Source organism: Bacillus sp. CH_48 (assembly GCF_038008465.1).
GTDB classification, from domain to species: domain Bacteria; phylum Bacillota; class Bacilli; order Bacillales; family Bacillaceae_G; genus Bacillus_A; species Bacillus_A thuringiensis_S.
The window spans coordinates 1063720-1076919 of sequence record NZ_JBBOZF010000001.1 but is presented as its reverse complement, the minus strand read 5'-3'; the positions used below and the strand labels follow the sequence as shown (position 1 = coordinate 1076919).

The following is a 13200-nucleotide window of genomic DNA, read 5'->3' as shown; positions in this document are numbered from 1 at the left end:
CGTTTTATTTGTTTCCTTTTAATAATCGTAAGCCATTCAAAATGACAAGAATCGTACTTCCTTCATGGCCAATAACACCGAATGGAAGAGCTAAAAATTGTAAAAAATTCGAACAAATTAGTAGTGCAATTACAGCTAGCGAAAAGATTACGTTTTGCTTCACAATACGGTTCATTCGTTTTGATAGACGGATCGCTTGAGAAAGTCGAGATAATTCGTTCTTCATCAGTACAACATCCGCAGTTTCTAAAGCTACGTCTGTTCCTTCTCCCATTGCTACACCAATGCTAGCAGTAGCTAGTGCTGGTGCATCATTTATACCGTCTCCGACCATTGCTACTGTACCGTATTTTTCTTTTAACTTTTTAATCGTTTCAACTTTTGTTTCTGGTAAGCATGATGCGTAATATTCCTTTATATTACTTTCAGAGGCAATTGCTTTTGCCGTTTCTTCATTATCTCCAGTAATCATAATTGCTTCGACACCAATGCTTTGTAAATCACGAATAGCAGCTATTGTTTCTTGGCGAAGCGTATCTTTTAAAGCGATAAGTCCAAGAATGCCTCCCTCATCACTAATATAAACGACAGTTTTACCTTCTTTTTCAAGTGAGGCAGAAATACCATTATGAAATGTCTTTGTTTCTTCACCGATAAAATCAGCTTTACCTATTTTATAAGCGCTGTTTTCCAATCTTCCTTTTAGACCAAAACCAGTTACATCTTCAACCTTTTCTGGTTTTTTTAATATAATGTCGTACGCATGTTGTGCATATTTAACAATGGATTCAGCTAAAGGATGTGTAGAGTGACTTTCAATTGATGCTGTAATAGAAAGTACTTCTTTTTCTGTTATATTTTCTCGAACATATACATCTGTTACGGTAGGTTTACCTTCTGTTAATGTTCCTGTTTTATCAAACGCGATTGCTTTCACAGAAGCAAGGCGTTCTAAATGTATACCGCCTTTAAAGAGAATACCGTTTCTCGCTCCGTTAGAAATGGCTGATAACGTAGCTGGTGTAATGGCAGCTACGAGTGCACAAGGAGATGCGACTACAAGTAAGATCATAGCGCGATAAAACGTTTCATTCCAGCTCCAGTCAAGTAAGAAATGAGGAACGAACATCATAAGCGCAACAACGAGTAGTACACCTTTTACGTATGTTCCTTCAAACTTTTCGATGAATAGTTGTGATGGTGATTTTTCACTTTGTGCACTTTGGACGAGACGGATAATCTTTTGGAATAATGTTTGATCGCTCGGCTTCGTAATTTTAACTTCGATAGCACCACGTAAATTTACAGTACCGGCAAATACTTCATCGCCATGTCTTTTCTCATTTGGAATAGGTTCTCCTGTGATTGCTGCCTCATCGATATTTGTTTCACCGTTATGAATCGTACCGTCAGCAGGAACACGTTCACCTGGTTTAATTAAAATAATGTCGTTAATTTGTAACTCTCCAACAGGAACACGTTCCTCAGTTCCTGTGGAAATACGTAATGCTTCTTCAGGTTGTAAGTCAAGAAGAGCGGAAATTTCTTTTTGGCTCTTACTTAACGTATAAGATTCCATAGCACCGCTGAGTGCAAAGATGAAGATTAAAATAGCCCCTTCTGCCCAGTAGCCAATAATTGCAGCACCGATAGCTGCAAAGAGCATTAGCATTTCAACATTTAGCTCTTTTTCTTCAATCGTATCTTCAATTCCTTCTTTCGCTTTTGCATATCCACCAACTATATAAGCAAGGATATAGCAAGTAATACCTACATTCATTGCATCGTTCTTTGTGAATAGCCAGCCAGCTAAAATAAAAATACCAGATGCCAATGCAAATACAAGTTCATAATGTTTTTTTAATGTGTCCCATAAAGAGGGATGGGAAATTGCTTCTTTTGCCTGTAACGTTTTTACTTCTGAGTTCATTACTACTCGCTCCTTCCGAATTCTTATTGAGAAAAATAATCAAAATCGAAACCCCTATAAAACGACGAAAGCTGCCATCCATAATGGATAGCAGCATTTCTGTTGAATCTGTTTTTAATCGTTATTATGTTGTAATTATTCTATAGTATATCATATGTTTTTATGAGATGGTACGGTTTTGTTTCAAGTATAAACGGAAAACTTGTGTTTTCGCAATTCCTCTGGTATATATGAATATTGTTCATAAAAGATCGGAAAGGAAGACAACAAGTGAAGACAGAGAAATTTTTTACCCATCCGATTGGCGTATTTATTGCTGCAATAGTAGCAACTTTTTTATGGGGAAGCGCATTTCCTTTTATTAAATTAAGTTATGTTGAACTTGGAATTCAACCACAAGAAGTTGGAGAGCAAATATTATTTGCTGGTTATCGTTTCTTGTTATCTGGGGTAATGCTTTTATTCTTTTTTAAAGTGTTAGGGAAAAATATGAGCTTCAAAAAAGGAACGGGGAAACAGTTAATACAAATTGGTTTATTCCAAACGTTTCTTCAATATATCTGTTTTTATATTGGAATGAGTTATAGTTCGGGGATTGAAGGAGCTATCATTTCAGGGACATCATCATTCTTTCAAATTTTACTCGCCCATTTTGTATATAAAGATGATGCTCTCAATATGAGAAAATTAATTGGGGTATCGATTGGTTTTTGTGGCGTCATTTTAGTAAATGTGCCGAGTGATGGTAGCTTATCATTTCATTTTGGAATCGGAAGCTTATTACTTCTTAGTGCAGCAATGCTGTATTCATATGGAAACATATTAGCAAAAGAAGGTAGTAAAACATTAGATGTTGGCTATATGACAGCATACCAAATGATTTTTGGTTCTATAGGATTATTATGTATAGGGGCTTTACAAGTTGGAGTAATGCCATTTACATTTAGTCTACACGCACTACTTATGCTGATTTATTTATCTTTCTTATCTGCAGCTGGTTTTTGCATTTGGAATACAATTATGAAATACAACAAGGTTGGAAAAGTATCTATGTATATGTTCTTTATACCCGTATTTGGTGTGTTATTATCGAGCATGATTTTAGGTGAAGCAATTCATTCATTTGTGCTACTTGGTTTAGCATGTGTAGCCGCGGGAATTATTGTGGTAAATCGGACGCCAGCTAAGCAAAAAATAGAGCAAGAAAAACAAGTGGCATAGAGAGCAGAAAAGCGATTACAATGGAAGAACAGTGCTGTTCTTCTTTTTTTTAGAAAAAGGATAATAGACTAAGTGTAACGAAAAAAGATACAAAAAGCATTTATTGAGGAGAACATATTATGAATCTACTTTACGTGGTGTTAATTGGGCAAATACTTCTTTTTTTTATTGGTGCAATTTATGCAATAGGGCAGACAAAAAGAACGAAAGTTAATATGCCGTTACCTTTAGCAATCCGTCTTATTCTTAGTTTTTCTTTAACAGGTAGTGCAATTTGGATATGGTTACAAGATCCATCTGTAGAGTATAGTACGTGGGTTGCACTTGGTATGACTTTATCGACTGTGGGAGATTTGTTTATGGCTGGGTTGATTCCAATTGGTCATCGATTAATTGGTGGGATGGTTACTTTCGCCCTTGCTCATTGTTTTTATGTAAAAGCATTTTTGCAAACAGGAATTTCATGGAATGGTTTTTGGATTGGCTTACTTGTATATGGGCTCTTTCTAATTGTAGGATGGTTCTTCTTTATCCGAAATGATAAACAGGATAAATTGTTTACGATAGGAGCTCTAATTTATGGATTGTGGGTTGGGGGAATGGCGTGCTTTGCATTCGCCTTATATTATGAAAATACAGGAATATGGTGGATACCAGCGTTTGGTGGTTTACTGTTTGTGATTTCTGATTTTATTATTGGCGTGACAGATATCGGAGGGCGTAAATTGAAGTATGAGCCACTTTGGATTTGGTTTACATATGTAGCTGCTCAAATGTGTATTGTATATGTGGGATTATAAAAAGATACTCTCAAAAATAGTGGATAGACTATTTTGAGAGTATCTTTTTTGCTTGTTTAATTTGATCAGTATTGTTATTTTGAAATTTCTGATATTGTAATTTAATAATTCAGAATTTTGTAGAAAAATATCAGTCGTATTATTTATAATAAAAGTAAAAAGATGATGAGATGGTGAAATGATGCAAAGGAAAAAATGTTGGCGTGAATTTTTTGGAACGATTGCAATTGCATGTTTATTGGTGTTTTTGGCGAAAATTTTTGTGTTTTTCCCTACGACTGTAAAAGGAGCATCCATGAGGCCGACGTTGCAAGATGGAGATAAGGTGATTGTTAATAAGTTAGCAAAACAATTTGAAAGCTATGGGAGAGAAGACATTATTGTTGTGAAAACAGATAATTTTTATGTCAAAAGAGTGATTGGATTGCCAGGAGATATTATTGAGATGAGAAATGATCAATTATATGTAAATTCTGAAGTGAAAGATGAAGAGTATTTGGATAGTAATAAAAAACAAGCAGAAAAAAAACTTATGAATTTAACAGAGGACTTTGGACCGATTACAATTCCTAAAAATAAGATTTTTGTTATGGGAGATAATCGCCTAATAAGTAAAGATAGTAGAAATGGTTTAGGTTTTATTGATAGAGAAGATGTGTTAGGAAAGTTAGCAGGCATTTATTATCCGTTTGAACATATGAAAATAATAAAGTAAAAAAACCAAGCAAATTTTAGTTTGCTTGGTTTTTCTGTTAAACAGTAGGAGATTCGTTAGATACAAAGATATCTTCATGTTTCTTTGTAGTACTTAAAACGAATTTATGTTGTAGCAATTGTAGTTTAAATAACGCTAAAGGATCATGATATGTTTCTGGATTGCTTCTTAGCGTTGCTAATGTTTGTTCATCTTCCTGTATCTCAAGTTGAGCTGCATCCACATTTTGTTTCAATATGCTAAGTGGATCTTTAAAGAACATCATGATATCGCGTTCTAATGCCCCTTCAAATACTTCAAATTGTAGGAAGAATTGTTTTGAAATTGTGTGAGCAATTTCTGTATAGTCTTCTGTTTCAATATATTGTTTATATTTGTTGGCGAGCATAGATTGGTTTTTTTGCATATTACCAAATAATTTTCCGGCACTTTTTAAGAAAAACTGTGTCGGTGTAAAGCGTAATAAAATATTGATGTTTGTTACTGTAATTCGATTTGTCATTCGTACAACATCTCGATTCCAATCATCTAATAATTTGAAATCGCAAGGAAGTTTCATACGTTCTTCTTTATATAATTTATTAAATGTTTCACTCATTTCATCTAAATAAGCTTGAGCTTGAATAAATTCATTATGTGCTGTTTCAATCCATTCTTGAATAGACCCAGTAAATTTAGGAAGAAGTACCTGTTGTACATGCTTTTGAACTCGTTCATTCATTGCAGCATTTAATTCTTCATGAACTAGTTTGAAATCACTATCTTCTTGAACAAGATCAGAGCAGCTCTGTAATAATTCAGGAATTTGAGAATGTATATCTCGTGTAATTTCTTCTTTCGTTAAAAGATAGGATTCGGTAATAGAGCGAATTTTATCTTTTTCAAGAGCAGTAAGGTTATTAATAAATCCAGTAAGTTTCACTGAGATGTGTTTATTCCAGCGTACGGATTTTACTAATGTATTTTCTAATTCCACACGTTCGTTTATGAGATAAGCAATCGTCTTTTGCGTAAACCATATTAGCTTTTCTATACGTTCTTTTTCTATATCGCGTTTTGCAAGATTAGAGAGAATAGATTCTGTTACATCTCCAAGTTGCTGGCTACTCTCTTGCGAAGGAGAGTATGGGAAGAATTGTGCATCTGGAAAATGCACTTTAAGTTTACTAATTAGTTTTTCATTAGTAGTCGTATTATTTGTGTGTAATACGAAGTGAATTTGTAAGTTTGATACTTGTTCACGTAAATAAATTAACGTATCAATTTCTTCACTATGCAATGGTGAAGAAGAATTTAATACGTAAACAAGACTATCTGCTGCTTGTAAGTATTCAAAGTATGCATTGTTTTTATCCAATTGTCCTTGAATGGATGGTGTAATAAGAAATGTAAACTTATTTTTTCTTAAAAACCTACTTGGTAGCTTAATTTCTATACATCTTTTCTCAAGTTCCGACTGAGCAGATGTAGCCGTTACTTGATGGAATTCATCAAGGTTAGGGATACTTCGTATATCTAACGCGGTAAATTCTGTTATTTCAGTTTGACTAGCGTCTTTAAATAGAATAGGAGTTGTTAAAGTTTCATTTAAGATGTTCTCTCCTAATATTGAATTAACAAATGATGTTTTATCATGGTCACTAGTTCCAGCTATTAGTAGTGGCGTGACATTTAAATCGCATAGTTCATGGACGAGTAGCGTAAATTGATGACTTAAATCTACATCATTTTTCTCAGCCCATACAGCGATTGTTTCGAATAAATGAGAAACTGTTTCCATATTTACATCTGCTTCAGCAGATGTATTAGAAAGTAAGGATCCAGCACTTTTTACGAGTAATGATTCTAAAGTTGTAGGTGAGACTTCATTCCATGCTAACACTGCTGCAGAGACAACTAGAGAATCTTTTGCTTTCGTTAAACTGAACCAATTTGTTAATAAATTTGGTACAAGTCCGTTTAATTCATGCATAAAATGATTTCCGGTAATTAATGCAAAGTATGTTTCTTGATAGCGAGTAGAAATTTCATTCCAATCGTCATTATTGTCTGTTTCAATATGCAAGAATAAATGATTAATACTTTGAATCCAAGGAAGGTATAAGGATTCATGTTGATAGCTATTCCAAAGAGCAATAACAAGTTCTTTAAATTGAGCTTGATCAACAGCATATAGAGCTTTTAAAGACTCATAGAAATATTCAGGCTTAATATTTTTTGTAAATCCTTTATTTATGTAATTTATTAACGTATCAAACCAGTGTAAAGATTGTGTTCGAATACCTTCTTGAACAGCTAGTTCGATAGCGTTGTTCCAATCTTCTTGTTTTTCATAGAAAGAACGTGCAATTGCAGTAATATTTGGGTAATCCGGTTGGAATGCAACAGCTTCACTAATCGTCTTAAAAGCAAGTCCTAAACGATCTTGTTCGATATAAAGAGAAAGAAGTTGTAAGGAAACCTCCATCGTAAGAGTTGTATCTTCTGTTTGAATGGATTGATAAATTTCTTCTGCCTTTGGTAAAAATCCTAGTTCAAAATAAGCATCTGCAATATTTTTTGTTGCCCAAAGTGCAAGAGCATTATTTACTTTTTCCCATTTAAATATAGCTGCTTCAAAATCTTTATTTTGATAATAAAATTCACCTTGAGCAAATCGAATATTAGAAATGTTGGAGAATTCATTTTTAGATTCATTTATATATGCTTCACCGAGTACTTCCGATGCAGGAGTAGAAGTTTCTTCTGTTAAAAATGTTTTATAGTAAACTTTTTGAATAAATTGATTTTCAATGGTCATGTTCGTTCCCCCCTGTATAATTTAGAAAAATGATGTTGTATGTAAAAGGGTTCATGTTCTTTTAATAGGTAGAAGTTGCATTATATAGACCAAACTATGTTTTTGCTAGATATATCATTTTTCTTGAGAGTTAAACCGTTGCGAAAAGTAACTTTCCTTTATTGTAACAAAAAAACACGCATATGAATTTTTATTTTTTATCGGGTCATTTGCGGGCAGTAAGAATCTACTCTCAAAATTGGTGAATGTAAGTGAGTTATGTGGGAGTCGGGATGTCTGTAGAAGCAAGATTGGCGTAGATTAATAATTAGTAGAGGATGAAGAAAAGCCCCACTGATTAAAGTTTCACTTTATCTCTGTTAAAGGAAAGAATAGAAGTAGAGTTCATTATAAAAACAATGTATAGTGAATATGTATACCATGTTTGCCTTAAAGATAGAAAGGGTACAATGTGGAATAACGATCGTGCATAGGATGTGTCTTCCGAATGGAACAACATATTGGCGAGTTAATCGCGCATTATGGCTATTTTGGAATTGTTATAGCTTTGGCTGGTGGGATTGTCGGATTACCGATACCAGACGAGTTTTTATTGACCTTTATTGGTTATAATGTTTCAAAAGGAGTTATGTCAGGAACTGCTGCTTTTTTAAGTGGGATGGCTGGTGCGATGTTAGGGATTACGTTAAGCTACATATTAGGTTTAAAACTTGGGCTCCCTGTTTTAAAGAAATATGGGCCGAAAATTAGAATTAAAGAACATCACATTGAAAAAACACATATTTTATTTGAAAAATATGGGCCATTTCTTTTAATGATTGGTTATTTTATACCGGGAGTACGTCATTTAACGGCATATTTTGCTGGGGTATCAAATTTGACACTTTGGCGTTTTTGTTTGTACGCTTACGGTGGTGCGCTCATTTGGATAAGTGTTTTTATTGGGCTTGGCTGGAAGTTAGGCGAGAAGTGGCGCTTCGTTGAGTATAGTTTACATCATTATGGAATATGGATTTTATTAATTTCAGCAGTTGTTACATGTGTTGTATGGTTTTACATAAAGAAAAAGAAAAACCGCTAATAGCGGTTTTTTTAGCTGAAAGCAATAAATAATACACCAGCTGTAATAAAGACTACACCAACACCGGTCATAAAGTTTAACTTTTCACCGAGGATAATCATAGCGAGAATGATAGAAAATACGACGCTTAATTTATCGACAGGAGCTACTTGTGAAACCTTTCCTGTTTTGAGGGCAAGAAAATAAAATAGCCATGAAGAAGCACCTGCAATCCCACTTAATGTGATAAATAGCAGTGCTTTTTTATTTAGCAGTACGTCGCCGATATTTTGAAATTTACCTTGTATGATAATAACGCCTATCATAAATAATGCCATAATAATAGATCGAATTGTTGTTGCAACGTTTGCATCGATTCCGTCTAAACCAAACTTCCCAAAAATCGATACAAGGGCAGCAGCAATTGCTGATAATAGTGCAAATAAGAGCCACGAACTCATAGTAAAATCCCTCCAATCTTACAGTATTATACATGAAAATGATTCTCATGTATAAAGTTGAAGTAATTAAGGTTTATAGGAAGCATGACTCCAACTTAACTTCTTGCTCCACTTGAATTTTAAGATGGGAGTTTTACTGCCCGCAAATAGTGGGCTAAATAACGAAATAATCCCCACCTTATATTTTTAATAAGGTGGGGATTATTATGCTACTCTGCAATTTCCTCATATAAAAAGTACGTTACATTATAAATATGCTCTACTTCATCGTCTGTCATAAACAGTAATTCGTCACGCTCAATCCCTTTCTTCTTTTCAATAAACTCAATCATATTTTTGCGTTCTTCTCTCTTCATCAATTTTATTTCTCCTCTCAATCTGTTTTAATACAGTTTATTTAAGTTACTGCTATTATATAACAGAATCTTTAGAAAGTTCCACCTATTTTATTGTTTTTTTCAAAAGAACTTTTCGACAAAACAAGCCCACCTAAAGGGGGCTTGTTTTATTTTATAGTCGTAAAAACTCAGGCTCCGTCGTACCGGCACCATCGATGTAATAAATTGTGTCGGGATTGATTTTTATCAATACGTAATTAGGGTCTTCAGGACCGAGTAACCAACGTTTTAAGCTATTATTCCAAAACTTGTTTTTTAATGTTGAGTCTTCCTCGATTGAAGCTAACCCTTCAACTTCAATATAATCTTCATCTAATTTTTTTCCTTCTCGTCCGAGTAGTACATGGACATTAGGATTTTGTTCAATATCTGTTATCTTTTTTGATTGTCGATCTGTTGCAACATATAGTACAAAATCTTCATGGAAAAACATCATAAAGGCACTATGCGGTTTCTCGTTACGTACTGTGGATAATACACCGGTACGTTGTCCTTGGATAATAGTTGCAATTTTCTCTTTTAAGTGCATATTCTTTACCTCTTTTCCTAATTTATATTTTCTCTGTTTAAACAAGATAATTTAAATATCTTTCATACTGTTTTCTTCAAGTCGATTTTTTAAACGTAATTGTGATGAAATCGGACAAGTTAGGAGAAGAATAATAATAATATTGAGGAGAAATACATACGATGGAAGGGTGAAAAGCATGTTTAATAAAATATTTCTTATAGTAGCACTTATAGGTGTACCACTATCTGTACTTGGAAAAACACTTCATTGGCCAGAAACAATTATGTTCGCTGTGTATTGTATTACGATTATCGCGTTAGCTGGTTTTATGGGGAGAGCAACAGAGAGTTTAGCAATTGTATCTGGTCCTAGAATAGGCGGATTATTAAATGCTACTTTCGGTAATGCTGTTGAACTTATCATTTCAATTTTTGCACTTCAAGCAGGGTTAATTGAAGTGGTGTTAGCTTCTTTAACGGGTTCTGTACTTGGAAATTTATTATTAGTAGGAGGACTATCCTTCTTTGTAGGTGGACTTAAATATAAAAGGCAAAGCTTTAACGTTTACGATGCAAGGCATAATTCAGCTTTATTAATATTTGCTGTTGTCGTGGCCTTTGTTATTCCAGAGATTTTTTCAATGAAGATGGACGCTGGCAAGACGTATCAATTAAGTATAGGTGTTTCTATTATTATGATTATCATGTACATTGCTGCATTACTATTTAAGTTAGTTACGCACCGTGGTGTATATCAACATAAAAGTGACGAAGTAGCGCATGAAGAAGAGCCAGAGTGGTCGAAAGGGAAGGCACTCCTTATTTTAGCGATAGCAACACTGGCGGTAGCTTATGTATCAGAGGCGCTCGTGCATACTTTTGAAACTGTTGCAAAATCATTTGGTTGGTCAGAATTATTTATAGGGGTTATTATCGTTGCAATTGTTGGAAATGCAGCGGAACATGCATCTGCAATTATTATGGCTTATAAAAATAAAGTAAATATTGCAGTCGAAATTGCAATAGGTTCTACATTACAAATCGCCATGTTTGTTGCTCCTGTACTAGTATTGCTATCTATGTTCTTCGCGCAGAGGATGCCTTTAGTATTTACCATACCAGAACTTGTATCTATGATTACAGCCGTTTTCTTAACGATTGCGATTTCAAATGATGGAGATACAAACTGGTTTGAAGGCGGCACTTTACTAGCGGCGTATGTCATTATGGGAATTGGTTTTTATTTATTATGAAAAATAGGCATAACAATTGTGCTCAGAGAAAACAATAAACAAAGTAGTATATATACCTTTACATAGGAAGGAGCCAGACAGGTGAAACGAGTATACAGCATATGTCTTTCAACTATGGTCTCGTTTATTTTATTATTTCCTAACATGAGTTTTGCAAAGACAACAGTAGGAACAAAAATGCCTTCATCTGTTTTAAATATTTCAAAAGACAATACATTTCCAAATGATGCGCAAGATTTGCCACGTTTACAGCCAAGTAAGTTTGCTCAAGAACTATTGAAAACAGCTAATATTAAAATTGAAAATCCAGACTTAATTCGGATGTTTAATGAAACGACAATTTCAAATGCGCCGCTTGCAGTAGGGTACCGGGCAAAAATTTATTTAGGTCAATGGGCTTTACATTATGAATCAGTAGACACATCGATTAATTGGGAATATAAACAAGTGAATCGAAATGTGTATGATAATCGCGGAGGAGACCGTTTATATCCACTTCGCTATAAGCAAGAAACACAAAAGACGGTTGAAGGCGATTTAACAGCAGATATGAAAGATGCTGCAGATGTGAAAAAAATGATGCTTCTCAAAGCGCTTGAAAAAGTACAATTGCCCCTTTCGTTTAAAACAACTATTGGTTATGGTACTGGACATGAGCGTGTGTATAATATTAGTCCGAGTCAACTCGGATATTTATACGCTTATACACCAGCAGTAAATGAAAAGGGAAAAGTAACATTTGGAGAAGTGTATCTTGTATTAAAGGGAAATCAAAAAAGACTTGTTGTGAAAAATATTACTTCTCAAGGAATTGGAGCGGCGATTCCAATTCATGATCATTTATTTTTTAAATTCATTTCTTCTTCCCACTCGCAATAACATAAAAAAACGTCAGCTTATAAGCTGACGTTTTTTTATAATGTAATGTTTGCTGTTTTTGATAAGAAATCTTCTGTCGGATAGTAGCTGTTTTTTACAAGAACATTTGGTCCAAGACATTTTACTGCAGGACAGTGACAGCTTAATGATTTTGCTGTTTTTGAAGCACTCCATTTGTCATATGCTTCTTGTAATGTGTTTGTTTGTATGTTTCCTAGAAGTGGAACATCACCAAAGTCCGTCACAATAATATTTCCATCGAAAATATTTATATTTAAACGAGAACGGCCATCTGGATCGTTACGAACGGTTACATTTTTGCTCTCTTGTAATTTTTTAAATGTGGCAATGTCTCGCTCGTCATCGCTACAAGCATAGAAAGGTAAAGTTCCAAATAACATCCATACATTTTCATCGCGAATTTCTAGTAAATGCTCAATCGCATCACGAATTTCAGCTTTTGTTAAAATCTCTAGATTACTCGCGAAGTCACTTGGATACATTGGGTGAACTTCATGACGTTTACAGCCCATCTCTTCGACGATTTGGCGGTGAATATGTTCAATATGTGGTAGAGTTCTTTTGTTTAACATTGTTTCGGCAGATACAAGTACACCTGCATCTGATAGAGCCTTACTATTTGTAATCATTCTTTCGAATAATTTTGCACGTTGTTCGTAAGTAGGTTTACGCTCCATCATTGCAAATCCGCCTTCAACGAAGTCATCAATTGTTCCCCAGTTATGAGAGATATGCAACACGTCTAAATAAGGAATAATTTGTTCGTAACGTGCTAAATCTATAGTTAAGTTAGAGTTGATTTGAGTGCGAACGCCTCGTTCATGGGCGTATTTTAAGAGTGGTGTTACATAGTTGTCGACGGATTTTTTTGAAAGCATAGGTTCTCCGCCAGTAATACTTAAAGAACGTAAATGAGGAATCTCATCTAATCGTTTTAATAAAAGATCCATCGGAAGCGGATTTGGGTCTTTCGGCTGTAACGTGTAACCAACAGCGCAATGCTCACAGCGCATATTGCATAACGTCGTCGTTGTAAATTCAACATTTGTTAATAGTAGTTTGCCGTACTCTTCAAGGTCCATATACGCTTCCCATGGATCGTAAGAAGGAGTAATCGGCTTCATTTTTTGTGATATCGTCATATGAAATACT

The 13200-nt window shown here is 34.4% G+C and carries 12 protein-coding genes; 6 read left to right on the top strand and 6 right to left on the bottom strand.

The features are described from left to right. Window positions 1–4: 4 nt before the first annotated feature. Entirely contained in the window at window positions 5–1930 is a 1926-nt protein-coding gene (locus N2V92_RS05210) for a heavy metal translocating P-type ATPase (protein WP_001083767.1), read from the bottom strand. A 270-nt stretch (window positions 1931–2200) separates the two neighbouring features. On the opposite strand from N2V92_RS05210, the gene N2V92_RS05205 reads away from it, so the two are divergent. The 3 genes from N2V92_RS05205 to lepB all read left to right on the top strand — a co-directional run bounded on the left by N2V92_RS05205 (window position 2201) and on the right by lepB (window position 4666). Then, a complete protein-coding gene (locus N2V92_RS05205) occupies window positions 2201–3151 on the top strand; it encodes a DMT family transporter (protein ID WP_000845710.1) in 951 nt (316 codons plus the stop codon). Between the two features lie 119 nt (window positions 3152–3270). Continuing rightward, window positions 3271–3951, top strand: coding sequence for a lysoplasmalogenase (locus N2V92_RS05200; protein WP_001051075.1), 681 nt, complete (start codon window positions 3271–3273; stop codon window positions 3949–3951). A gap of 178 nt (window positions 3952–4129) precedes the next feature. After that, window positions 4130–4666, top strand: a complete 537-nt coding sequence (gene lepB / locus N2V92_RS05195) for a signal peptidase I (protein WP_000983696.1) — start codon at window positions 4130–4132, stop codon at window positions 4664–4666. 37 nt (window positions 4667–4703) lie between these two features. On the opposite strand, the gene N2V92_RS05190 is transcribed toward lepB, so the two are convergent. Further along, window positions 4704–7466 (bottom strand): tetratricopeptide repeat protein, encoded by a 2763-nt coding sequence (locus tag N2V92_RS05190; RefSeq protein WP_000151406.1) that lies wholly within the window; start codon window positions 7464–7466, stop codon window positions 4704–4706. A gap of 487 nt (window positions 7467–7953) precedes the next feature. Here N2V92_RS05190 and N2V92_RS05185 point away from each other — a divergent pair, with 487 nt between their 5' ends. Further along, window positions 7954–8547, top strand: coding sequence for a DedA family protein (locus N2V92_RS05185; protein ID WP_000434870.1), 594 nt, complete (start codon window positions 7954–7956; stop codon window positions 8545–8547). A gap of 11 nt (window positions 8548–8558) precedes the next feature. Here the strand turns inward: N2V92_RS05185 and N2V92_RS05180 are convergent, their stop codons facing one another. The 3 genes from N2V92_RS05180 to N2V92_RS05170 form a co-directional block, all read right to left on the bottom strand. Then, window positions 8559–8987, bottom strand: a complete 429-nt coding sequence (locus N2V92_RS05180) for an EamA family transporter (RefSeq protein WP_000100295.1) — start codon at window positions 8985–8987, stop codon at window positions 8559–8561. A gap of 209 nt (window positions 8988–9196) precedes the next feature. Then, on the bottom strand, window positions 9197–9343 hold the full coding sequence (locus tag N2V92_RS05175; protein WP_000817786.1) for a BH0509 family protein: 147 nt from the start codon (window positions 9341–9343) through the stop codon (window positions 9197–9199). A gap of 154 nt (window positions 9344–9497) precedes the next feature. Next, window positions 9498–9914, bottom strand: coding sequence for a pyridoxamine 5'-phosphate oxidase family protein (locus tag N2V92_RS05170; protein ID WP_000550220.1), 417 nt, complete (start codon window positions 9912–9914; stop codon window positions 9498–9500). Between the two features lie 178 nt (window positions 9915–10092). Here N2V92_RS05170 and cax point away from each other — a divergent pair, with 178 nt between their 5' ends. Together cax and N2V92_RS05160 are read left to right on the top strand one after the other, a co-directional pair. Continuing rightward, window positions 10093–11148, top strand: a complete 1056-nt coding sequence (cax, locus tag N2V92_RS05165) for a calcium/proton exchanger (protein WP_000482131.1) — start codon at window positions 10093–10095, stop codon at window positions 11146–11148. 81 nt (window positions 11149–11229) lie between these two features. Further along, window positions 11230–12027 (top strand): YfkD famly protein, encoded by a 798-nt coding sequence (locus tag N2V92_RS05160; RefSeq protein WP_002083605.1) that lies wholly within the window; start codon window positions 11230–11232, stop codon window positions 12025–12027. 35 nt (window positions 12028–12062) lie between these two features. On the opposite strand, the gene yfkAB is transcribed toward N2V92_RS05160, so the two are convergent. Beyond that, the gene (gene yfkAB, locus N2V92_RS05155; RefSeq protein WP_016078596.1) at window positions 12063–13190 is read right to left on the bottom strand and encodes a radical SAM/CxCxxxxC motif protein YfkAB; all 1128 of its coding nucleotides are present in this window, start codon (window positions 13188–13190) and stop codon (window positions 12063–12065) included. Between the last annotated feature and the right edge of the window lie 10 nt (window positions 13191–13200).